Genomic DNA, 21,946 nt, shown 5'->3' with positions numbered 1-21,946 from the left:
TCGAAGGCGGGGTGGGTCCGGTTGAGGGGGTGTGAGCGGCATGGATGCCGCGACCAAGCCCCCATGGATGGGTTTACGGCGTCCCCCTCAACCGGACCCGCCCCGCCATCCCACGGAGAGCCAGCTTTTGACGTTGAAGTCGACGTTGATTCGGCAGGTGCAGGGCGCAGCCCTGCCGATCACCCCAGCACCACCCGCCGTCCTTCGCGCGCACTCATCATCCCCGCCTCCAGCAACCGCATCAGCTGCAGCGCCTGCACCGCACTCACCGTCGGCTCGCCCTCGCCACGCATCGCCCCTGCGAACTGCGCATACAGCCGGCGGTAGTCACCCGGCAGGTTGTCCACCGTCGTGCGCTGCACGTTGTCCTCCGCATCGCAGCGCAGCAGCTCGCCATGCCGCGGGTCGATGCCCCAGCCGGGCGCGCCCGGTGCCACGCCACGGCGCAGCTGCGCTTCCTGCACGTCCAGGCCGTGCTTGACCCAGCTGCCGCCGCGGCCATGCACCGCGAAATGCGGCGTCGGCGCCGCCACCAGCGAACCGGCATGCACGATCGCGCGATGCCGTGGGTAATGGAGCACCGCATGGAAATAGTCGATGCCGCTGCCGCCTTCGCGCTGCACCGCCAGATCGGCATCGATCGCCTGCGGCCATCCGAACAGCACCAGCATCTGGTCCAGCAGGTGCGGGCCAAGGTCGTACCACAGGCCGCTGCCGGGTCCTTCCTTTTCGCGCCAGCGATCGCGTACCTGTGGCCGGTAGCGGTCGAAATGCGCGTGGCATTCGGCCACCTCGCCCAGCGTGCCCTCGACCAGCAGCGCCTGCAGGGTGAGGAAATCCGCATCGAAGCGCCGGTTCTGGAACACCGTGGCGATGCGCCCGGCATCGCGCGCCGCGGCCAGCACCGTTTCCGCCTCGGCCACGTCCAAGGCGAACGGCTTGTCGACCAGCACGTGCTTGCCGGCGGCCAATGCGGCAATCGCCAGCGGTGCGTGCTGCTCGTTCGGCGTGGCGATCACCACCGCGTCCACGGCGGGGTCATCGAACACCTCCTGCGCGGTGGCACGCACGTGCACATCGCTGAAGCTGCGCAGCAGCGTGTCACGCTGCGAACTGACGATGCTGTGCAGGGCCAGCCCGGGCGTGTGCTGGATGAGCGGGGCGTGGAAGACACGGCCGGCCAGGCCGTAGCCGATCAGGGCCAGTTGCAGGTCGGGGCGCATGGGCGCGTTCCGCAGAGTGGGGAGACAAAGCGTAGAACGTGGTTACGGGCGAGGCAAAACTGAATGGCTACCGATGCCTTTCGCGGATTCACGGCAGCGTGACCCCAGCCCGACGCGTGCAACACAGGCACCTGTCCACACTGGCAGCACATCCAGAAGGAGCACCGCACGATGAGCAGCCTGACCCGTACCCTGATTGCTTCGTCCCTCACCCTGGGCCTGGCCCTGTCTTCTTCGGCGGTAATGGCCAAGGACCCGCCGAAGGCCGACCATGCCGCGATGACCCACGCGGATCGCCACGACTCCAACGAGCCGGTGACCGACAGCTGGATCACCACCAAGGTGAAGGCCGACCTGCTGGCCAGCAGCAATGTCCCGGGCACCGAAGTGAAGGTGGAAACGGTCAACGGTGTGGTCAGCCTCAGCGGCACCGTTGCCACCCAGGCCGAGAAGGACAAGGCCGTCACCACCGCCAAGGGCATCAAGGGCGTGACCCGCGTCGATTCGGCCGCGCTGAAGGTCAACGCCGCCGCCAAGCGCTGATCCCGGCGCTCGCTTGAAGTGGACAGGGGCGTCCCGCGAGGGGCGCCCCTGTCGTGTGTTCGCGGAGTGAACGGCTGCGCTATATTGGCGGCATCGCTTCGTTGACGGTGGATCATGGCGCTGGTGTTCAGTGATGGCATCTGGGACCGCTGGCGGCTGCCTGCGCTGGCACTCGCCGCTGCTGCGATCATCATCGTCCCTTGGCTGACCCTGCGTCAGCTGCAGCAGGACAACGAACAGGCGATGGCCTGGGTCAGCCACACGCAGGCGGTCGGCGTGGCCCTGCAGCAGCTGCAGGCCGACGTGCGTGACGTCGAGTCGGCGGCGCTGACCCTGTCCAAGGGCGTGGATGCGCCCGGCCTGCGCGAGCGCATGGGCAAGGCCAATGACATTCCCGGGCGGCTGACCGAGCTGGCCCGGATGACCCGCGACAACCCCGACCAGTTGATCCGCATCGGCCGCATCGAGTCGATGCTGGAAGGGCGCATGGCGCTGGCCCGCCAGCTGGCGCGGTCCGAACCCAATACCGACCAGCGCGAACTGGTGCAGGACCTGAGCACGCGCTACCCGATCCGTGGCCTGGTGGAAGAAATGCAGGCCAGCGAACAGAAGCTGCTGGCGGCGCGTGCCGAACAGGCGGCGCGCCAGCGCAAGCAGACCGAGCTGGTGTCGTGGAGCTCGCTGGTGGTGCAGCTGTGCCTGCTGGGCCTGGTGCTGTGGCTGCTGCAGCGGCAGATCGGCCGCCGCCTGCACGCCGAGCGGCAGTCGCTGCGCGCGGCCGCGCGTGCCGCCTCGGTGCTGCAGACCGTGCGCGAGCCGATTGTGCTGCTCGACCGCGACCTGCGCGTGCAGCTGCACAACCCGGCGTTCGCCGAACTGTACGGGCTGCAGGACGAACGTGCCGACGGCACGTTGCTGGCCGATGTCGGCGAAGGCGCGTGGCAGGATCCGGTAGTGCGCCAGCGCCTGTCCGACGTGCTGCTGCGAGGGCGCGAGCTGTGGGACTTCGAACACGAACAGCGCACCGACGGCACGGTGCGTTACATGCTCATCAATGCGCGGCGCATGCCGCTGCCCGACACCGATGATGAAGTGGTGCTGATGACGGTCAGCGACGTGACCGTGCAGCGTGCCGTGCAGTGGCGCGTGGAAGAGCTGAACCGCCAGCTGGAAGGCAAGGTGGCCCAGGTCTCGGAGGTCAACCGTGAGCTGGAGGCCTTCAGCTATTCGGTGTCGCACGACCTGCGCGCACCGCTGCGCCACGTCGCCGGTTTCTCCGACAAGCTGTCGCGGCACCTGGGCGAGGGCGCCGACGAGAAGAGCCATCACTACCTGGACGTGATCTCCGGTTCGGCGCGGCGCATGGCGGCGCTGATCGACGACCTGCTGGTCTATTCGCGGCTGGGCCGCGCGGCGATGCGCCAGCAGGCGGTGGACATGCAGACGCTGGTGGCCGACACGCGGGCCATGCTCGATGCCAATCTGAAGACCGATGCCGAAAGCAGCGGTGTGGCCCACCACGTGGAGTGGAACATCGCGCCGCTGCCGATCGTGGTGGCCGACGAGAACATGATGCGCCAGGTGTGGCTGAACCTGCTCGGAAACGCGGTGAAGTACTCGGGCAACCGTGAACCGGCGCAGATCCACGTGGACTACCAGCAGCAGGCCGATGGCGGCCATCAGTTCACGGTCAGCGACAATGGTGCAGGCTTTGACATGGCCTACGCCGGCAAGCTGTTCGGCGTGTTCCAGCGCCTGCACAAGGCCAGTGACTACCCTGGCACCGGCATCGGCCTGGCCAGCGTGCGCCGCGTGCTGACCCGCCATGGCGGCCGCATCTGGGCCGAAGCCGCGCCCGATGCCGGTGCCACCTTCCACTTCTATCTGCCTCCGGCACTGGATGCAGTCAACCAAGGGTCTTCCGCATGACGACGCTGCGCACCATCCTCCTGGCCGAAGACAGCCCGGCCGACGCTGAAATGGCCATCGATGCACTGCAGGAGGCCCGTCTGGCCAACCCCATCGTCCACGTCGAGGACGGCGTGGAAGTGATGGACTACCTGCTGCGCCGTGGTGCGTGGGCCGGCCGCGAAGAGGGCTTGCCGGCGGTGCTGCTGCTGGACATCAAGATGCCGCGCATGGATGGCCTGGAAGTGCTGCGGCAGATCCGCGAGCACGACGAACTGAAGCGGCTGCCGGTGGTCATCCTGTCGTCCTCGCGCGAGGAAAGCGATCTGGCGCGCAGCTGGGACATGGGCGTGAACGCCTACGTGGTAAAGCCGGTGGACGTGGACCAGTTCTTCGGCGCGGTGCAGACCCTGGGCAAGTTCTGGGCGCTGATCAACCAGGCACCGGAGGTCGAGTAAGGCCATGCCCTTGACTGGTCCGGCCCTCGGGGCGCTGCGCATCCTGCTGGTGGAAGATTCAGCGGAAGATGCCGAGCTGATGTCCGAACAGATGCTCGACGCGGGCCTGGACGCCCGTTTCGAGCGCGTGGAGAGCGGCCCCGAGCTGCGCCAGGCGCTGGCCAGCTTCGCGCCGGACATTGTGCTCTCGGACCTGAGCATGCCGGGTTTCTCCGGTGACGAAGCGCTGCGCATCGTGCGCGAGGCCGCACCGGATGTTCCCTTCATCTTCGTCTCCGGCACGATGGGCGAGGAGAACGCGGTGGAGGCCCTGCAGAAGGGCGCCAATGACTACATCATCAAGCACCACCCGGCGCGCCTGCCGTCGGCGGTGGCGCGCGCGGTGCGTGATGCACGCAGCGCGGTGGAGCGCCTGCGCGTGGAAACCGAGCTGATGCGTGCGCAGCGGCTGGAGAGCCTCTCGCTGCTTGCCGCCGGCCTCAGCCACGATCTGCGCAACATCCTGCAGCCGCTGCTGATCATGCCTGACCTGCTGAAGGCGCGTACCGAAGACCCGCAGCTGCATCATCTGGCCGATGTCATCGCCGAGTGCGGCCGCCGTGGCCACGAGATGGCCGAATCGATGCTGTCCTTCGTGCGTGGCTCGCGCAATCCCAGCGAGCGCATCGTCATTGATGATCTGTTCCAGGCCGTGGCGCTGCTGTTGCGCAGCAACGTGCCCGAGGCGGTGAACCTCGAGCTGGAGGTGCAGGACGAAGGGCTGGTGGTCGATGCCAACTACACCGAACTGCAGCAGGTGCTGCTGAACCTGGCGCTCAACGCGATCCAGGCGATGCCGCAGGGCGGGCGCCTGAGCCTGACCGCCGAACATGCCGGCGAACGCGAGGGCGTCGATTGGCTGCGCATCGTGGTCGAAGACGAAGGCATCGGCATGGATGCCGACACGCTGTCGCACCTGTTCAATCCGTTCTTCACCACCAAGGCCGACGGCACCGGGCTGGGCCTGATTTCCTGCAAGCGCATCGTCGAAGGTGCCGGTGGCAGCATCCACGTCAGCAGCCAGCTGGGGCAGGGCACGCGATTCGAGCTGCGGCTGCCGATGCATGAGCTGGCCGAGGGCGGTGAGCCGGTCGAACAGCTGGTGGCGCTGGGCAGTGGCCAGTCGATCCTGGTGGTCGATGGCGAAGCCACGCGCCTGTCGCTGCTGGGCAATGCGCTGTCCAGCCAGGGCTACCAGCTGCAGTTGGCTTCCGACGGCCCGGCCGCGCTGCGCTGGATGCAGCAGGAAGCGATGCCGGCGCTGGTCATTGCCGATGCCGGCTCGCGCCTGCTGCCGGCCAGCCAGCTGCTGGGTGAGATGGCCACGCTGGGCTACGCCGGCCCGGCACTGGTGCTGGAAGAGGCCGCGGTGGAGCTGGACACCAGCGCCTTCCCGGCGGGAATCGACGTGCACGTGCTGCGCAAGCCGCTGCAGATGCAGCAGGTGTTCCGCGCGGTGGCCGAAGCGCTGGGTTGAAGGGGCTGCCGGCCAGCGGCCGGTACTACCGTCACCGTGACCCGGTAGCCCCGGGCCATGCCCGGCCGGTCTTATTGGTCGGTGCCGGGCGCTTCCCACGGGAACCGCGGCAGGCTTGCCACCGCCTGCTCCAGCCGCCGTGACCAGTTGTTGTGGATGTCGGCATACAGCGGCGAATCGGCGGTGAAGCGCAGCTGCTGGTCTACCTGCAGTTCGCCCTTGCGCAGCATCACCATGTCGATCGGCAGGCCCACCGACAGGTTGGAACGGATGGTCGAGTCCAGCGACAGCAGCGCCGTGCGCGCGGCATCTTCCAGCCGCGTGGCCGGGCTGAGGATGCGGTCGAGGATCGGCTTGCCGTACTTGGATTCGCCGATCTGCAGGTAGGGCGTCTCCGGCGAGGCGGCAATGGCATTCCCCAGCGGGTAGATCATGTACAGGCCTGGCTGCTCGCCGGCGATCTGCCCACCGAAGATCAGCGTGGCCTGCGTGTTGATGCCGTCGTGGCCGTGTTCGGTGTGCTGGCACTTCACCTGGCTGTCCACCAGCAGCGCGCCCACGTAGGCGGCGGCTTCGAACAGGTGCGTCATCTGCCGCAGGTTGGGCGTGCGCGCTTCGGCGGCATCACGCTGCAGGCGCGAGACCAGCAGCTGGGTCGTGGCCAGGTTGCCGGCGGCCATCAGTACGAAGGTCGCCTCGCCGGGGTACTCGAACACGTGCAGCTTGCGGTGCACGCGGACATCGTCCAGCGCGGCATTGGTCCGGGTGTCGGCGGCGAAGACCAGGCCTTCGTCCACCTCGATTCCAACGCAATAGGTCATGTGGGTGTCCTATCATGTGCGTCCTGGATTGTAGGCAGGCCGCCGTGACGATGGCATGCCCACCCCCCCCCTGAACGCCGTCACCGGAACCGCATGACCACCGTGCTCCTGAGCCTGGGCAGCAACGTCCAGCCCCGCCGCTACCTCCACGCCGCGGTGACGGCCCTGCGCAAGCGTTTCGGCGCGCTGCGGGTATCACCGGCCTACCGCACGGCCGCGGTCGGCTTCGATGGCCCGGCCTTCCTCAACAACGGCGTGGCGATCGAGACCGATCTGCCGCTGCAGGAACTGGACGACTGGCTGCACGCGCTGGAAGACGCGCATGGCCGCGACCGCAGCGGGCCGCGCTTTTCCGACCGTACGCTGGATATCGACGTGGTGTTCTACGGCGACCTGGTGGTGGAAGGGCCCGGCCACCTGCGCATCCCGCGCCCGGAGCTGAAGCATGCCTTCGTGCTGAAGCCGCTGGCGGACATCGCCCCGGACTTCATCGATCCGGTGAGCGGCCGGGATCTGGCCACGCTGTGGCGCGCGCACAAGCAGCATGGCGAAGCGTTCGAGGTCGTGGACCTGGAATGATGGGTTTTTGTTGCCGGCCAGCGGCCGGCACTACCGGTCGTGTCAGCTGACAGTACGCCCGCCATCCACGCGCAGCGTGTGGCCGGTGACGAAGCTGGCCTCGGCCACCAGCCAGTACACCGCCTCGGCGATCTCCTCGACGGTGCCGATGCGGGCCAGCGGCGTGCGCGCCAGCAGCGCTTCGCGGGCGAAATCATCCTTGCCCTGTTCCGGCCACAGGATCGCGCCCGGCGCCACGGCATTCACCCGCACCTTCGGCGCCAGTTCCAGCGCCAGCGAACGGGTGGCCATTTCCAGCGCGGCCTTGGCCATGGTGTAGGCGACGTGGTCGCGCATCGGGTCGGTGCCGTGCAGGTCGGTCAGGTTGACGATGCAGCCCTGCTGGCGGCGCAGGTAGGGCGCGGCCGCCTGTGACAGCAGCAGCGGCGCGCGGGCGTTGACCGCGTAGAGCTCGTCCATGGCCTCGGCGGTGACCTGGCCGAACGGGGTGGGGAAGAAGTTGGAGGCGTTGTTGACCAGCGCGTCCAGGCGGCCGAAGTGGGCCACGGCCTGTTCGACCAGGTCGGGCAGGGCATCGGCGTCGCGCAGGTCGGCCTGCAGGGCCAGCACGCTGCCCGGGCGGACGTTCTCCAGGTCGAACGCGGCCTGCTGCAGCTCGGCGCTGGATGCGTGGGCGTGCAGCACCACCGACCAGCCACAGGCGTGGAACTGGCGGGCGATGGCCGCACCGATCCGGCGGGCGCTGCCGGTGATCAGGGCCACGGGGGCGGTGTCGCTCATGAGGGTCCTCCAAGGCTCGGCTATCCTGTGCACCATTGTCACCGCATTCGAAGACACCATGCAGCCCACCTTCCCCCTGCCTGAAGCCGACGCCCTGGCCCACAGCGACCAGCTGGCGGCCGCCCTGCGTGCCGAAATCCTTGCGCAGGGCGGGGCGATCCCGTTCTCGCGCTTCATGGAGCTGTGCCTGTACGCCCCCGGCTGGGGCTATTACAGCGCCGGCGCCAGCAAGTTCGGTGGCAGTGGTGATTTCACCACCGCGCCCGAGCTCGGCAGCCTGTTCGCCGGCAGCGTGGCCAACGCGCTGGCCCCGGTGTTCGCACAGCTGGATGCGCACGCGCGCATGCTGGAGCTGGGCGGCGGCACCGGCGCCTTCGCCGAGGCCGTGCTGCTGCGCCTGGCCGAACTGGACGCGCTGCCGGCACGCTACGCCATCCTCGAGCCCAGCGCGGACCTGCGCCAGCGCCAGCAGCAGCGCCTGCAGCAGAACCTGCCGGCCGAGCTGGCCAGCCGCGTGGAATGGGTCGACCGCCCGTTCGATGACGACTGGGACGGCGTGGTGTTCGCCAACGAGGTGATCGACGCGCTGCCGACCCCGCGCTTCCTGATCAAGGACGGCGAGGTCTACGAGGAAACCGTCGAGCTGGATGGCGAGGGCAACTTCATGCGCGGCGCGCAGCCGGCCGACGTGCTGCTCAATGGCGCGGTGCGCCACCTCGAGCGCTACCTGGAAAAGCCTTTCGCCGATGGCTACCGCTCCGAAGTGCTGCCGCAGCTGCCGTACTGGCTGCAGGCGGTGGCCGGTGGCCTGCAGCGTGGCGCGATGCTGTTCGTCGATTACGGCTACAACCGTGGCGAGTTCTACCAGCACGACCGCGACGACGGCACCGTGCGCGCGTTCTACCGCCACCACGTGCACAACGAGGTGTACCGCTGGCCGGGCCTGCAGGACATCACCGCATCGGTGGATTTCACCGCCATGGCCGAGGCCGGCCTGCACGGTGGCTTCGAGCTGGCCGGTTACTGCAGCCAGTCCAGTTTCCTGCTCGGCAATGGCCTGGACCAGGTGCTGGTGCTGGCCGAAGAGCGCACCGATGAAGTGGGCCGCATCCAGCTGCGCGACCAGGTGAAGAAGCTGACCCTGCCGACCGAGATGGGCGAACGCTTCCAGGTGATCGGCCTGCAGCGCGAGGTGGATTTCGAACCGGCCTTCGAGCTGGGTGACCTGAGCTGGCGCCTGTGAGCGCAGGGTTGCCGGTGATCAAGCCGCTGCGTCGGCCGCGGCTGTGGACCGCGCTGTGGCTGCTGGCGGTACTGGTGGTGATCGTGGTCTGCCTGATTCCGCCGCCGCCGATCGACCTGCCGGAGAACGGCGACAAGGTCGAGCACTTCCTGGCCTATTTCATCCTGTCCGGCAGCGCGGTGCAGTTGTTCCGTCGTGGCACGCCGCTGCTGTGGGCGGGCGTGGGCCTGGTGCTGATGGGCGTGGGCATCGAGTTCGCGCAGGGTGCGCTGACCAGCAACCGCAGCGCCGACCCGATGGATGCGCTGGCCAATACGGTGGGCGTGCTGTCGGGTCTGGCGACCGCCTTGACCCCGGTGCGCGACATCCTGCTGCGCTGGCGCGGTTGAGGTAGCACGGCGGTGCCAGTACATCCACGCCATGCGTGGATGTCGTTCCGGTGGAGCCGAGACATGCTCGGCTCCACCGTGTCCCGCATCACTTCTGCAGCGTCACCTCATCCAGCACCCACATCGCTGGGCGCGTGTCGCCGGTGAAGTTGATGCACAGATCGTCCGTGCCCGACCCACCCTTCGGCAGCGCCGCGCGCAGGGTGACGAAGCCATCGGCATCGGTGCTGGCCGGCAGCGGCACCTGGGCCACGACCTTGCCGGTGCAGTCGCCACGACGGATCAGCATTTCGCCGTTGCGGCCCTTGGCCTTCTCGAACCTGCGCGCCGGTTCGTCATGGGCCAGCTGAAAGTAGTACGGAATGCGCCCGGCACGTACTTCCACGCTGCCGATGCCATCGAGCTGCGCGGCCGGCCAGCGCCAGCACGGCTGGAAGATGTCCACGGTGAACACCTTGCGCGCACCTTCGCGCGGGCCATCGTCTTCCAGGCGCAGTACCAGGCCCTTCTCGCCCACGCAGCTGTGCAGTTCCTCGCTGTGGCGGCTGAGCAGCGACTGCGCGGTGTAGGACGCCACGGTCGGTGCCGCTGCCAGCGGCTGGCCCTGGAAGAACGCAGCGGCCTGCACCGTGGCGGGCAGCGGCTGGGTCAGCGGCTGCTGGTACAGCGGCGAGCTTGCGGTCACCGGCGTGCCGTCGGTGCTGTAGCGCACCTCATAGCCCAGCGGATTGGCCAGCGACACCGTCACCGTGTTAGCGGCGCGGTCGTCGGTATGGCCCACGCCCACTTCGAACGGGGTCTGCGCATAGGCCAGGCCCCAGGCGCGGTAGCGCTGCAGCTGCGCCGGCAGGCGGGCGAGGAAATCGCGGAAATCGCGATGCTCCGGCGCGCTCCAGCCGGTTTCGGCGACCGCGGCCAGGCGCGGGAACAGGTTGTGCTGCAGGCGTGCGTAGGTGCGGGTGTGCTCGGTGAACATGTTCGCCTGCAGGCCGAGGATGTGCCCGCGCTTGTCGGCGGCCAGCTCGGCCGGCACCGGCTCGAAGTTGTACAGCTTGGCCAGGTTGACCTGGGCCGGGCGGCCCGGCGGCTCGTTCGGCGAACCGGTCTGCAGGTAGTCCAGATACAGGTGGCTGACCGGCGACATCACCACGTCATGGCCGCTGCTGGCCGCGGCGAGGCCGCCTTCGGTGCCGCGCCAGGACATCACCGTGGCCTGCGGCGGCAGGCCGCCTTCGAGGATCTCGTCCCAGCCGATCAGGCGGCGGTCGTGCGCTTCCAGGAAGGTTTCCAGGCGCTTGATGATGTGGCTCTGCATGGCCATCTCATCCTTGATGCCCAGCTCGCGCATGCGCTTCTGCACCTGCTTCGAGGCGATCCACTGGTCCTTGACCGCCTCGTCGCCACCCACGTGCACGTACTTTGCCGGGAACAGCTGGATCACTTCCTCCAGCACGTTCTCCAGGAAGGTGACGGTGCCGTCCTCGACGTTGAACAGGTTGGGGAACACGCCCCATTCGCTGATCGGCTTCAGCGGCGTGCTGATCGAGCCCAGTTCCGGGTAGGCGGCGATCGCGGCCGTGGCATGGCCGGGCACGTCGATTTCCGGGATCACCTGGATGTGCAGCTTGGCTGCATAGGCAATCACTTCGCGGATCTGGTCCTGGGTGTAGAAGCCGCAGTACGGGTATTCCTGCTTCGTCACCGGATCGATGCCGCCATCGCCGGCCGGCAGGCGGCAGCTGCCGACCTCGGTCAGCTTCGGGTAGCGCTTGATCTCCATGCGCCAGCCCTGGTCATCGGTCAGGTGCCAATGGAAGGTGTTGAGCTTGTGCGCGGACATCGCATCGAGCACGCGCTTGATCTCGTCCAGGCTCTGGAAGTGGCGCGCCGAGTCGAGCATGAAGCCGCGCCAGCTGAAACGCGGTGCGTCCTGGATCTGCACGGCCGGCAGCGCGCCCTGGCTGCCGCCGGTGGCCAGCTGGGCCAGGGTGGTGGCGCCGTAGAACAGGCCGGTCTCGTTGCCGGCCTGCACCAGCACGCCCTGCGCGGTGCTCTCCAGCGTGTAGCCCTCGCCGGTATCGCGGAAGGTGGGGATGATCTGGAAGCGGATGCCGCCGGCCTTGCCGGTAGCCAGCGCCAGGCGCGGGCCGCCACTGCGGGCGAGCAGATCGGCGAACTGGCCGGCCACGCGCTGCTCGGCTTCGCTGTCGGCGCGCAGGGCCGTGCCTGCGGCCACGGTGATGCCGGCGCCATTGCCGCGCTGCACCTTGGCCGGTGCGGGAATCAGCATCAGGCTGCCGGCGCGCAGCTGCGGGCCGGGGCCGGTATCCAGTGCCGGGGCATCGGCGGCGCGGGCGGCGGCGGGAAGCATCGCCAGGCCCAGCAGCATGCTGGCAAGGGGGAAGGGTCGCATCGTCTCACTCCTGTGGTGGGCGGCTCGCTGTGCCGCGCGTGGCCGCCGCGCAGGCGGCGATTCCGGTCTCCCATCGTACGACGGGCCCGGAAATCCGGGCCCGTCGCGATGTGCAGCTGGGTGCAGTCTTAGAACTTGAAGTGCAGGGTGGCCATGTAGCGGCGGCCGCTCTTGTACTTGCCAGCCAGGTGTTCCTTGTCGCCCAGGTACTGGAAGTAGGTCTCGTCCAGCAGGTTCTGCGCGTCCACCGTCAGCGACCAGTTATCGTTGAAGGTATAGCCGAAGCTGGCACCCAGTTCCGCGTAGTCGTCCACGCTGGACGGGGCGGCACCGGCCACGTAGCCGCCGGCCAGATAGCTGTCACGCCAGTTGTAGGTCAGGCGCGCATTGATCGGGCCCTTCTCGTAGTACGGGCTGAAGGCGATGGCATTGCGCGACTGGTACGGCAGCGGATCGCCGGTGTTGTTCTCACCGTTGGCGTAGGTGTAGTTGGCGGTCAGGCCGAAGCCGCTTTCGCCGAAGGGCTGCTGGAAGCTGATGTTGAAGCCCTTGACGTGGCCGCTGCCGGCGTTGCGCGGGCGCTGGATGCTGTAATCGCAGTAGCCGTCGGCGGTGCAGCCGTTGGTACCGACGAGGTTCGCCCAGGTGGCCGGCGAGGTATCGCGGATCGAGTTGTACTGGCGCTCGATGGTGGCCGAGGTGTCGATGTAGTTGTCGATCTTCTTGTAGAACACCGACCACGCCACCACGGCCTGCGGCGCGTAATAGTACTCGGCCGAGGCGTTGAAGTTCCACGACTCATACGGCGACAGATCGGCGTTGCCGCCCGAACCGGTCAGGGTGGTGTCGTTGAGGAAGGTGTTGTTGACCATCTGGTTGTACGGCGCCCAGGCGATCACCTTGGCCGCGGCGAAGCGGAACACCCAGTCGTTGTCGGTGTCCCACGCGACGTTCAACGACGGCAGCACGAAGTCTTCCTTCTTGGTGCGGGTCTGCCACTTGCTGTCCAGGTCGGTCAGGGTCGGCGTGCCGCCGTAGACGAAGCCGCTGCCTTCGGTCTTGGAATCGACGTAGCGCACGCCCAGGTTGCCGCGCAGCGGGCCGTTGGAGAAGTTCAACTGCGCGTAGGCCGCGTTGTTGGTCTGGGTCAGCGCCCAGCTGTTGTTGAGGTAGCTGGCCGGATCGGGGTTGCTGTAGTCGATCGGGCTGTTGCGCACCCAGTTCAGCACGTTGTTGCGGCCGGCCTGCACGTGGCGGCCCTGGTCGCTGGTGAAGCCCTGGATGTCGGTCAGGCCGATGGTGCCGACGTCGGCCAGCGTGCCCGGGGTGACGCCGCCGTACACGTTGAGGGTGAAGGCTTCATCGTGCTTGCCGTGGCGCACGCCGAACTGCAGCTGGTTGAAGATGCTGTCGAACTGGACGTTGAAGTCGAGCTGGGCGTAGGTGTCCTTGCTCTCGGTGGAGAACACGCCGTTGTTGCCGAACCATCCGCCGGCCGAACCCCAGTTGGCCGGGTCGCGGGCGCCTGCCGGGTCATCGAAGGTGATGCCCTTGTCCATGTTCCAGCTGTAGCCGCCGTTGTAGAACGGCTCGATGAAGTACTGGGCCAGGTTCTTGTTGTCGGACTTGCTCTGGCCGGCCTGGCCGGTCACGCCCCAGCTTTCGCCCTTCCAGGCGCCACGCAGGTCCACGCCCTTTGTGACCACTTCGGACAGGCGCACGTTGTTGTCATAGATCAGCGTGCCGCTGTTGGCGATGGCGCTGGCGTTGGAGTGGCCGCTGGTGGCCACGCCGTTGCGCACGTCGCCGAGCTGGTTGACGGCGTTGACGGTGCCCGGGTTCCAGGTCAGGAAGGAGTAGAGCGACTGGTTGTAGTTGTCGAACTTTTCCTTGATGTACATGCCGCTCAGGTTGAACTCGAGGTCATCGGTCGGCTTGAACTGCAGGTTGACCACGGCGCTGTCGCGCTTGCGTTCCTGCTGGAACCAGGCGGCGTTGAACGAGTTCGGCACGTCCACGTCGGCAGCCACGCCGGTGGCATTGGGGAAGGTGCTGGCCTTGGTGTAGCCGAACACTTCCTTGCCCTGGCGGTCGACGGCTTCTTCGTAGTGCTGGGCCGAGACGGCCACGCCGAAGGTCTCGTCGTTGTTCTTCCAGCTGTACAGCACGGCCGCGTTCGGCTTGCCTTCGCTGGCCTGCTGGCTGTAGCTGTAGCCCACCGAGGCGGCCACTTCGTTCTGCTTCAGGTCCAGCGGCTGGCGGGTGTGCATCAGCACGGTGCCGCCGAGGCTGCCTTCGGTCAGTCGCGCTTCGGACGACTTGATGATCTCCGCGCGGCCCAGAATCTGCGGGGCCAGCAGCGTGTAGTCGAAGCCGCGGTTGGGCTGTTCGCCGTACAGCCAGATGGCCTGCGCAACCGGGTGGTTGTCCAGGAAGGACAGGTTGAGGCTGGGGTCGGTGCCGTCGATGCTGACGCGCTCGCCCTGGCCGAATCGGCGGTCCAGGGTCACGCCCGGGATCTGCGACAGCGCTTCGGCAACGTTGGTGCTGGGGAACTTGCCGATGTCCTCGGCGGTGATCGCTTCGGACACACCGACGTTGTTGCGCTTGGTGTCCAGCGATTTTTCCAGGCTGGCGCGGATGCCCACCACCTGCACGGTGTCCAGGTCCTGCGGGGTAGCCTGCTGGGCGTGCGCCGAGAAGGCGAGGCAGCCGACGATGGCTGCCGAAAGCAGAGTCTTGCGGGTGTTCATGATGTCTCTCCTCATCACTGATGTGCGTTGTCGGCGGCGAACGGATGGCAGGTCATGCCTGGCGCCAGCAGGGGCTGCCGGGCGCGATGGTGCGGTTCCAGTGCGTCGTGCGTACTGCGGTGCTGCGTACTGCTTGCTGCGTACTGCGGTTCAGGCGTTGGCGTGGAGCAGGAACCAGCTGGCGGCGCCGATGACGCCCAGCTGCCCGTGCTCGACCACCTTCACCGGGATGCGTGCCAGCGCTTCGCCCATCGGCCCCTTCTGCAGGTAGCGTTCGACGAAGGTGCTGGCATGCAGGTATTCACGGATCTGCGGCAGGATGCCGCCGGCCAGGTAGACACCACCCTGCGCACCGTAGAACAGCGCCATGTCGCCGATGGTGCTGCCGAGCAGGCCACAGAACACATCCAGCGCCTGGCGGGCGAGGGCATCGGTGCCGGCCATCGCTGCGGCGGTCACCGCATCCGGGCTGGCCAGCACCGGGGACTGCCCCTGCAGGGCGCAGATGGCGTGGTACACGTTCATCAGGCCGGGGCCGGACAGCGCATGTTCGATCGACACGTGCGCGCGGTCGCGCTGCATGTGGCGGACGATGGCCATCTCCAGTTCGGTGCTGGCCGCCAGCGTCGGCTGGCCGGCCTCGGTGGCGAGCACCACCGGACCATGAGGAGTGGGGATCCACAGCGCGGCGCCCAGGCCGGTACCGGGGCCGACCACCAGGGTCGGGCCGCGCGGCGCAGTCTCGGGGCCGCACAGGTGCAGCACGCCGCTTGCGTCAACCTGAGCCGCGGCATAGGCCACCGCTTCGAAGTCGTTGACGATGTGCACGTGCTGCAGGCCGACCTCGGCTTCGACCTGGCGGGCCGACAGCGGCCACGGCAGGTTGGCGGTGATCACCGTGCCGTCCTCGCGGGCGAAGCCGGCGGTGGCGACCACGCACTGGCTGGGCCGCGCGCTGTCACCGAGGAAGTCGGTGAGGATCGCACTCAGGCCTGCGTAGTCCGCATTGCGGTACTTGCGGTATTCCAGCAGCTGCACCGGATGGGCCTCGTCGCCGCTGGCCTGCGCCCTTGCCACGCGCACATGGGTGCCGCCGACGTCGGCGGCCAGGAACGAGGGCGCGACGCAGGACAGGACATGGGCCGGGGCGGGATGGCTTGCGGTCACGCGGGCTCCTGCTGCAGGTGGGAAGCGGACCCACGAAAGGCCCGTCGATGGGGCGGAGTCTGTAACTGCGTTGACAACGATGTCAACGAGTTCGTGACACTTTCGTTGCTGCGCCGCAACGAATGACAGACGCCGTAAACGTTTACATCGTCTTGACCCGGTATTAACCCGCTAGCCGTTGCGCCATGGGCTTCTAGGCGCAGAGCGCATTCAGCGCTGAGCGTGCTGGTGCTGTTGCGCAGTGCAGCACGGCCGCACCGGGCCTGTGCAATCAAGTTGACAAACGGCGGTACTCCACCGAAAGAATGTGACAACGTTGTTCCCAGCCACTCTCCGACACCGCCTTCTGCGGTCGTCGCCGCAGGAGCCCACCTGATGTCCGCCGTCACTGCTGCAAGCGCGCGTCCAAACGTTGCCGCCTCCATCGCCATCGTCGGCGTGTTGTTCTTCCTGATCGGCTTCTTCACCTGGCTCAACGGCCCGTTGATCACCTTCGTCAAGCTGGCATTCGAGCTCAGCGAGGTTGGCGCCTTCCTGGTGCTGATGGTGTTCTACCTGTCGTACTTCTTCCTCGCCCTGCCGTCGTCGTGGATCCTGCGCCGCACCGGCATGAAGAAGGGCCTCAGCCTGAGCCTGCTGGTGATGGCCGCGGGCGCGGCACTGTTCGGCGAGTTCGCCACGCAGCGCTGGTATCCCGGTGCGCTCGGCGGCCTGTTCGTGATCGGCAGCGGCCTGGCCCTGCTGCAGACCGCGATCAATCCCTACATCTCCATCCTCGGCCCGATCGAAACGGCCGCGCGCCGCATCGCGCTGATGGGCATCTGCAACAAGATCGCCGGCATGCTGGCACCGGTGCTGATCGGCACGCTGGTGCTGCACGGCATCGGCGATCTGTCGGCCAGCGTGGCCGCTGCCGATGAAGCGACCAAGGCGCAGCTGCTCAACGAATTTGCCGCCAAGATCCACGCGCCGTACCTGGCCATGGCCGGTGTGCTGGTGGTGCTGGCGGTGGCGGTGCTGTTCTCGCCGCTGCCGGAGATCAAACCGTCCGAAGCCAACGCCACGCCGACTGCAGCGGGTGCCGCCGAGCGCCGCAGCATCTTCCAGTTCCCGCACCTGTGGCTGGGCGTGCTGTGCCTGTTCGTCTACGTCGGCGTGGAAGTGATGGCCGGTGATGCCATCGGTACCTACGGCCACGGCTTCGACCTGCCGCTGGACCAGACCAAGATGTTCACCTCGCTGACCCTGTTCGCCATGCTCATCGGCTACGTGGTCGGCCTGGCGTTGATTCCGAAGGTGGTTTCGCAGTCGCGTTACCTCACCGTCTCGGCAGTGCTGGGCGTGCTGTTTTGCCTGGGCGCGTGGGCCACCCACGGCTATGTCTCGGTCGCCTTCGTGGCGCTGCTGGGCTTCGCCAACGCCATGATGTGGCCGGCCATTTTCCCGCTGGCCATCCGCGGCCTGGGCCGTTTCACCGAAACCGGCTCGGCCCTGCTGGTGATGGGCATCGCAGGCGGCGCGATCATTCCGCAGCTGTTCGCCGTGCTCAAGCAGCACATCGACTTCCAGCTGGTGTTCGTCCTGCTGATGGTGCCGTGCTACCTCTACATCCTGTTCTACTCGGTGATCGGCCATCGCGCCGGCCTGCCGCAGGACAAGGCCTGATCGGCGATGATGGACGGCAGCCAACCCCAGGAAAAGCCGATGCGCAGAGCGACCATCAAGGACGTTGCCGAAAAGGCCAAGGTCTCGCTGAAGACGGTGTCGCGGGTCATCAACAACGAGCCGTCGGTGATGCAGGCCACCCGTGCGCGGGTGCTGCGTGCCATCGCCGAGCTCGACTACGAACCCGATCCGTCGGCGCGGAACCTGCGCAGCGGCACCACGTTCGTGATCGGGCTGGTGTACGACAACCCGAACCCGTACCACATCATCGGCGTGCAGAACGGCGTGCTCGCCGCCTGCCGCGAAACCGGCTTCGGCCTACAGATCCATCCCTGCGATTCGAGCTCACCGATGCTGGCCGATGAACTGGCCGACTGGGTGCAGCGTTCGCGCCTGGCCGGGCTGGTGCTGACCGCGCCGATGTCCGAGCGTCGCGACCTGATCCAGATGCTGACCGCGCGCGGCATCAAGCTGGTGCGGATCATCGCTGCCACCGAGGACCCGGCCGATGGCGCCTGCGTGTTCGTCGACGACCGCGAGGCCGCCTACGAAGTCACCGAGCATCTGATCCAGCTCGGCCACCAGCGCATCGGTTTCCTCTGGGGTGGCGCCTCGCACCGTTCCTCGGGCGAGCGCTACGCAGGTTACGAAGCCGCGCTGAAGGACTACGGCATGACCGTGGACAAGCATCTGGTGGTGCAGGGCGACTACACCTTCGACGATGGTTTCCGTGGTGCGCGACGCCTGCTGGCGCTGCGCGAACCGCCCACCGCCATCTTCGGGTCCAACGATGAAATCGCCGCCGGCGTGCTGGCGGCCGCGAAGTCGGCCGGCATGAACGTGCCCTACGACCTCTCCATCGCCGGCTTCGAGGACAGCCCGTTCTCGCGCCAGTCGTGGCCGCCGCTGACCACCGCCAAGCAGGCCACCGAGGACATCGCCCGCCACGCCGCGCGCCTGCTGATCGCGCAGCTGCGCAGCGATGCCTACGACGATGCACCGGCCGCCCTGCAGAACCAGGGCTTCGTGCCGCAGCTGGTGGTGCGCGGCTCCACCGCACCGATGCGCCCGGCCGGCGTGCGCCCCCTTCCTTCCGAACCCGCCTGAGTCCGCCATGTCGCTGTCCGACCCCACCGCCACCCTGATGTTCGCCGAGGCTGCTGAAGCGGCCGACGTGGTTGCCCGCCAGTTCGCCCGCAACCACGCCACCATGGAAACGCTGGCCGCCAGCCTGCGTGCGGCACCGCCGCCGTTCGTGGTGACCTGCGCACGCGGGAGCTCCGACCATGCCGCCACCTACGGCAAGTACCTGCTGGAAACCCAGCTGGGCCTGGTGGTCGCCTCGGCCTCGCCGTCGGTGGGTTCGGTCTACGCCGTGCCGCTGCAGCTTCGTGGTGCATTGTTCATCGTCATCTCGCAGTCGGGCAAGAGCCCGGACCTGCTGCGGAATGCAGAAGCCGCCAAGGCCGCCGGTGCGCGCGTGGTCGCCCTGGTCAACGTCGAGGATTCGCCGCTGGCGCAGCTGGCAGACACGGTCATCCCGCTGCATGCCGGCGCCGAGAAGAGCGTGGCCGCGACCAAGAGCTACCTGGCCTCGCTGGCCGCGCTGCTGCAGCTGGCCGCCTACTGGAAGCAGGACAGCAGCCTGCGCAATGCGCTGGACCTGCTGCCCGATGCGCTGCGTGCGGCGTGGCAGTGCGACTGGAGTGCGGTCTCCGATGGCCTGGTCGATGCCACCAACCTGTTCGTGCTCGGCCGTGGCCTCGGTCTCGGCGCGGCGCAGGAGGCCGCGCTGAAGTTCAAGGAAACCTGCAGCCTGCATGCCGAGGCCTACAGCTCGGCCGAGGTCAAGCACGGCCCGATGGCGCTGGTCGGCCGCGGCTTCCCGGTGCTGGCCTTTGCCCAGCCCGATGAAACCGGTGCCGGCACCCGTGCGGTCGTCGAGGAATTCAGTGCGCGCGGCGCCCAGGTGTGGATGGCCGGCGCCGGTGGCAACCTGCCGGTGGCGGTCGCGCCGCACCCGCTGTGCGCACCGCTGCTGACCGTGCAGAGCTTCTACCGTGCCATCAACGCACTGGCGATCCGCCGTGGCTTCAATCCCGACCTGCCGCCGCACCTGAACAAGGTCACGGAGACGGTCTGATGGCCACGGTCCTGCGCAACGCCCGCATCCTCACCGGCGATGATTTCCGCGACGACCTGGCGGTGGTGATCGAAGACGGCCGCATCATCGCGCTGCTGCCCGACGCCGCGCCGCAGCTGGGCGAGGCCGACGAACAGGTGGACCTGGGCGGTGGCTGGCTGCTGCCGGGCTTCATCGACGTGCAGGTCAACGGCGGTGGCGGTGCGCTGTTCAACAACACGCCGGATGTCGCATCGCTGCGCACCATCGCGCAGGCCCACCGGCGCTTCGGCACCACCGCGATGTTGCCGACTCTGATCAGCGACGACGTGGACGTGATGCGCGAGGCGATGGGTGCGATGCGCGAGGCGATCGCGCAACAGGTGCCGGGCATCATCGGCATCCACCTGGAAGGCCCGTACATCGCCCCGGCGCGCAAGGGCACCCACGATGCCAGCAAGTTCCGCGTGCCCGATGCCGATGAAATCGCACTGGCCGCGTCGCTGGACAACGGCGTGACCCTGCTGACCCTGGCGCCGGAGCGCGTACCGCTGGAGACGATCCGCGCGCTGGTCGAGCGCGGCGTGATCGTGGCGGCCGGGCATACCGCCGGTACCTATGAAGAGATCCGCGACGGACTGGATGCCGGCGTGCGCGGCTTCACCCATCTGTACAACGCGATGTCGCCGCTGCAGGGGCGTGAGCCCGGTGCCGTGGGTGCAGCGCTGGAAGACCGCGACAGCTGGATCGGCATCATCGTCGATGGCGTGCACGTGCACCCGGCCAGCCTGCGCGTGGCGCTGGCCGCCAAGCCACGCGGCCGCCTGCTGCTGGTGACCGATGCGATGCCGCCGGTCGGTGCCGATGACCCCAGCTACGTGCTGTACGGCGAGACCATCACCGCCGTCGATGGCGTGGTGCGCAATGCCGCCGGTGCGCTGGCCGGTTCGGCGCTGGACATGGCCACGGCCGTGCGCAACACCGTGCAACTGCTCGGCCAGCCGCTGGCCGAGGCGGCGCGCATGGCGTCCACCTATCCAGCGGAATTCCTCAACGTGGATGACCGCCTGGGCCACATCGCCGAGGGCTACCAGGCCGACCTGGTGCTGCTGGATGATGCCCTGCAGGTGCGTGGCACCTGGATTGCCGGACAGTACGAGGCGGCCTGATGGACGCAGCGCCGCCACGCCGGCTGGGCTCGATCGACGCCCTGCGCGGCCTTACCGTGGCGGCGATGCTGCTGGTCAACAACCCCGGTGACTGGAGCGCGGTGTTCGCGCCGCTGCGCCATGCGGACTGGCATGGCTGCACGCCCACCGACCTGGTGTTCCCGCTCTTCCTGTTCCTGGTCGGCGTGTCGATGGCCTTCAGCGTGGCACCGCGCGCGCACGACGACGCCGCGCGCCCGGCACTGGCCCGTGGCGTGCTGCAACGCGCGCTGCGCATCGCCCTCGCCGGCGTGCTGCTGCACCTGCTGGTGTGGTGGGCGCTGCACACGCATCACTTCCGCATCTGGGGTGTCCTGCAGCGCATCGCGCTGTGTGCGGCCGTGGTCGGCGTGGTGGCGGTGTACGTGCGGCCACGCACCCAGGTGGCGCTGCTGGTCGCCCTGCTGGTGGGCTACACGGTGCTGCTGCTGGGCATCGGCGATCTGGCGCCGTGGACCAATCCGGCCAGCCGCCTGGATACCAACCTGTTCGCGCCCTTCATCTACCAGTGGCAGGCCGACACCGGCCTCGGCCACGATCCGGAAGGCCTGCTGAGCAGTCTCGGCGCACTCGCCAGCACCGTGCTCGGCCTGCTGGCCGGTGGCCTGCTGCGCCACGGGCGCGCTTCCGCACTGGCCGGTCTGGGCGTGGCGACCGCCGTGCTGGGTCTGCTGCTGGCCACGGTGCTGCCGCTCAACAAGCAGCTGTGGACACCGAGCTACGTGCTGTGGACCGGCGGCCTGGCGGCGCTGGCGCTGTGGCTCGGGCACCTGCTGGTCGACCGCAGGGGCTGGCCCGCGCTGGGCCGCCGCTTCGGCGTCAATGCCATCACCGCCTATCTGGGGGCCTCGGTGATGTCGGTGATCCTGCTGGCGACCGGTGCCTGGGGATGGGTCTGGCAGCAACTGGCTGCAGCGATGCCGCAGGCGTTGGAGCTGGCCTCGATGCTGCAGGCGTTGGTGTTCGTCGCGCTGTGGTGGGGCGTGGCGTGGTGGCTGGACCGGCGTCGCATCTACCTGAAGATCTGACCCGGGCCGGGGCCTTGGCAACTCAGTAGATCCACGCCACGCGTGGATGCTCTTCACCATGATGGGTGAAAAACATGAACCCTTTCATGCACATGCACCCGGTGTGATGCATGAATTACTTCACGCGCCA

General features: G+C 67.9%; 18 protein-coding genes. 12 read left to right on the top strand and 6 right to left on the bottom strand.

Annotated features, from left to right (window positions below):
* Positions 1–179: 179 nt before the first annotated feature.
* Positions 180–1,223 (bottom strand): oxidoreductase, encoded by a 1,044-nt coding sequence (locus tag NQ204_RS01320; RefSeq protein WP_256642851.1) that lies wholly within the window; start codon positions 1,221–1,223, stop codon positions 180–182.
* A gap of 171 nt (positions 1,224–1,394) precedes the next feature.
* Between NQ204_RS01320 and NQ204_RS01315 the strand changes: the two genes are divergently transcribed.
* The 4 genes from NQ204_RS01315 to NQ204_RS01300 all read left to right on the top strand — a co-directional run bounded on the left by NQ204_RS01315 (position 1,395) and on the right by NQ204_RS01300 (position 5,648).
* Entirely contained in the window at positions 1,395–1,766 is a 372-nt protein-coding gene (locus NQ204_RS01315; RefSeq protein ID WP_116863443.1) for a BON domain-containing protein, read from the top strand.
* A gap of 114 nt (positions 1,767–1,880) precedes the next feature.
* Positions 1,881–3,695, top strand: coding sequence for a sensor histidine kinase (locus tag NQ204_RS01310; protein WP_256642850.1), 1,815 nt, complete (start codon positions 1,881–1,883; stop codon positions 3,693–3,695).
* Entirely contained in the window at positions 3,692–4,132 is a 441-nt protein-coding gene (locus NQ204_RS01305; protein ID WP_116863445.1) for a response regulator, read from the top strand. The genes NQ204_RS01310 and NQ204_RS01305 overlap by 4 nt, the downstream gene beginning before the upstream one ends.
* Positions 4,133–4,136: 4 nt before the next feature.
* On the top strand, positions 4,137–5,648 hold the full coding sequence (locus NQ204_RS01300) for an ATP-binding response regulator (RefSeq protein ID WP_116863446.1): 1,512 nt from the start codon (positions 4,137–4,139) through the stop codon (positions 5,646–5,648).
* Between the two features lie 71 nt (positions 5,649–5,719).
* On the opposite strand, the gene NQ204_RS01295 is transcribed toward NQ204_RS01300, so the two are convergent.
* Positions 5,720–6,469, bottom strand: a complete 750-nt coding sequence (locus NQ204_RS01295; RefSeq protein WP_116863447.1) for a proteasome-type protease — start codon at positions 6,467–6,469, stop codon at positions 5,720–5,722.
* A gap of 93 nt (positions 6,470–6,562) precedes the next feature.
* Here NQ204_RS01295 and folK point away from each other — a divergent pair, with 93 nt between their 5' ends.
* Positions 6,563–7,048, top strand: a complete 486-nt coding sequence (folK, locus tag NQ204_RS01290) for a 2-amino-4-hydroxy-6-hydroxymethyldihydropteridine diphosphokinase (RefSeq protein WP_116863448.1) — start codon at positions 6,563–6,565, stop codon at positions 7,046–7,048.
* 42 nt (positions 7,049–7,090) lie between these two features.
* Here the strand turns inward: folK and NQ204_RS01285 are convergent, their stop codons facing one another.
* On the bottom strand, positions 7,091–7,828 hold the full coding sequence (locus tag NQ204_RS01285) for a pteridine reductase (protein WP_116863449.1): 738 nt from the start codon (positions 7,826–7,828) through the stop codon (positions 7,091–7,093).
* Between the two features lie 58 nt (positions 7,829–7,886).
* Here NQ204_RS01285 and NQ204_RS01280 point away from each other — a divergent pair, with 58 nt between their 5' ends.
* Both NQ204_RS01280 and NQ204_RS01275 read left to right on the top strand, forming a co-directional pair.
* Complete coding sequence (locus NQ204_RS01280; protein ID WP_116863450.1) at positions 7,887–9,071, top strand: class I SAM-dependent methyltransferase; 1,185 nt, start codon at positions 7,887–7,889, stop codon at positions 9,069–9,071.
* Positions 9,068–9,460 carry a VanZ family protein gene (locus NQ204_RS01275; protein ID WP_116863451.1) on the top strand — a complete coding sequence of 131 codons (393 nt, stop codon included), beginning with the start codon at positions 9,068–9,070 and terminating at the stop codon, positions 9,458–9,460. Before NQ204_RS01280 ends, NQ204_RS01275 begins: the two co-directional genes overlap by 4 nt.
* Positions 9,461–9,548: 88 nt before the next feature.
* Here NQ204_RS01275 and NQ204_RS01270 read toward each other — a convergent pair whose 3' ends face one another.
* The 3 genes from NQ204_RS01270 to NQ204_RS01260 all read right to left on the bottom strand — a co-directional run bounded on the left by NQ204_RS01270 (position 9,549) and on the right by NQ204_RS01260 (position 15,793).
* Positions 9,549–11,873, bottom strand: coding sequence for a beta-N-acetylhexosaminidase (locus NQ204_RS01270; protein ID WP_256642849.1), 2,325 nt, complete (start codon positions 11,871–11,873; stop codon positions 9,549–9,551).
* A gap of 128 nt (positions 11,874–12,001) precedes the next feature.
* Positions 12,002–14,626 carry a TonB-dependent receptor gene (locus tag NQ204_RS01265; protein ID WP_116863453.1) on the bottom strand — a complete coding sequence of 875 codons (2,625 nt, stop codon included), beginning with the start codon at positions 14,624–14,626 and terminating at the stop codon, positions 12,002–12,004.
* Positions 14,627–14,776: 150 nt separating this feature from the next.
* The gene (locus tag NQ204_RS01260; protein ID WP_116863454.1) at positions 14,777–15,793 is read right to left on the bottom strand and encodes a glucokinase family protein; all 1,017 of its coding nucleotides are present in this window, start codon (positions 15,791–15,793) and stop codon (positions 14,777–14,779) included.
* Between the two features lie 375 nt (positions 15,794–16,168).
* Between NQ204_RS01260 and NQ204_RS01255 the strand changes: the two genes are divergently transcribed.
* From NQ204_RS01255 to NQ204_RS01235, 5 genes are read left to right on the top strand one after another with little or no spacing between them, the layout of a single operon-like run.
* A complete protein-coding gene (locus NQ204_RS01255) occupies positions 16,169–17,458 on the top strand; it encodes a sugar MFS transporter (protein ID WP_116863455.1) in 1,290 nt (429 codons plus the stop codon).
* Positions 17,459–17,497: 39 nt separating this feature from the next.
* Positions 17,498–18,565, top strand: a complete 1,068-nt coding sequence (locus NQ204_RS01250; protein ID WP_116863476.1) for a LacI family DNA-binding transcriptional regulator — start codon at positions 17,498–17,500, stop codon at positions 18,563–18,565.
* Positions 18,566–18,572: 7 nt separating this feature from the next.
* Positions 18,573–19,601 carry an SIS domain-containing protein gene (locus NQ204_RS01245; protein WP_116863456.1) on the top strand — a complete coding sequence of 343 codons (1,029 nt, stop codon included), beginning with the start codon at positions 18,573–18,575 and terminating at the stop codon, positions 19,599–19,601.
* The gene (gene nagA, locus NQ204_RS01240) at positions 19,601–20,749 is read left to right on the top strand and encodes an N-acetylglucosamine-6-phosphate deacetylase (RefSeq protein ID WP_116863457.1); all 1,149 of its coding nucleotides are present in this window, start codon (positions 19,601–19,603) and stop codon (positions 20,747–20,749) included. Before NQ204_RS01245 ends, nagA begins: the two co-directional genes overlap by 1 nt.
* Positions 20,749–21,816 (top strand): acyltransferase family protein, encoded by a 1,068-nt coding sequence (locus NQ204_RS01235; protein ID WP_256642848.1) that lies wholly within the window; start codon positions 20,749–20,751, stop codon positions 21,814–21,816. The genes nagA and NQ204_RS01235 overlap by 1 nt, the downstream gene beginning before the upstream one ends.
* The last annotated feature ends 130 nt before the right edge of the window (positions 21,817–21,946 follow it).

Origin of the sequence: Stenotrophomonas testudinis (assembly GCF_024499815.1) — a bacterium.
GTDB lineage: Bacteria > Pseudomonadota > Gammaproteobacteria > Xanthomonadales > Xanthomonadaceae > Stenotrophomonas.
Note: the sequence above shows the minus strand (reverse complement) of the source record. Positions and strands in the feature narration are given on the sequence as shown.

Bases quoted from the DNA above. Each gene is read 5' to 3' on its own strand.
- NQ204_RS01320 (WP_256642851.1), bottom strand. From the start codon at position 1,223: ATGCGCCCCGACCTGCAACTGGCCCTGATCGGCTACGGCCTGGCCGGC.
- NQ204_RS01315 (WP_116863443.1), top strand. From the start codon at position 1,395: ATGAGCAGCCTGACCCGTACCCTGATTGCTTCGTCCCTCACCCTGGGC.
- NQ204_RS01310 (WP_256642850.1), top strand. From the start codon at position 1,881: ATGGCGCTGGTGTTCAGTGATGGCATCTGGGACCGCTGGCGGCTGCCT.
- NQ204_RS01305 (WP_116863445.1), top strand. From the start codon at position 3,692: ATGACGACGCTGCGCACCATCCTCCTGGCCGAAGACAGCCCGGCCGAC.
- NQ204_RS01300 (WP_116863446.1), top strand. From the start codon at position 4,137: ATGCCCTTGACTGGTCCGGCCCTCGGGGCGCTGCGCATCCTGCTGGTG.
- NQ204_RS01295 (WP_116863447.1), bottom strand. From the start codon at position 6,469: ATGACCTATTGCGTTGGAATCGAGGTGGACGAAGGCCTGGTCTTCGCC.
- folK (WP_116863448.1), top strand. From the start codon at position 6,563: ATGACCACCGTGCTCCTGAGCCTGGGCAGCAACGTCCAGCCCCGCCGC.
- NQ204_RS01285 (WP_116863449.1), bottom strand. From the start codon at position 7,828: ATGAGCGACACCGCCCCCGTGGCCCTGATCACCGGCAGCGCCCGCCGG.
- NQ204_RS01280 (WP_116863450.1), top strand. From the start codon at position 7,887: ATGCAGCCCACCTTCCCCCTGCCTGAAGCCGACGCCCTGGCCCACAGC.
- NQ204_RS01270 (WP_256642849.1), bottom strand. From the start codon at position 11,873: ATGCGACCCTTCCCCCTTGCCAGCATGCTGCTGGGCCTGGCGATGCTT.
- NQ204_RS01265 (WP_116863453.1), bottom strand. From the start codon at position 14,626: ATGAACACCCGCAAGACTCTGCTTTCGGCAGCCATCGTCGGCTGCCTC.
- NQ204_RS01255 (WP_116863455.1), top strand. From the start codon at position 16,169: ATGTCCGCCGTCACTGCTGCAAGCGCGCGTCCAAACGTTGCCGCCTCC.
- NQ204_RS01250 (WP_116863476.1), top strand. From the start codon at position 17,498: ATGCGCAGAGCGACCATCAAGGACGTTGCCGAAAAGGCCAAGGTCTCG.
- NQ204_RS01245 (WP_116863456.1), top strand. From the start codon at position 18,573: ATGTCGCTGTCCGACCCCACCGCCACCCTGATGTTCGCCGAGGCTGCT.
- nagA (WP_116863457.1), top strand. From the start codon at position 19,601: ATGGCCACGGTCCTGCGCAACGCCCGCATCCTCACCGGCGATGATTTC.
- NQ204_RS01235 (WP_256642848.1), top strand. From the start codon at position 20,749: ATGGACGCAGCGCCGCCACGCCGGCTGGGCTCGATCGACGCCCTGCGC.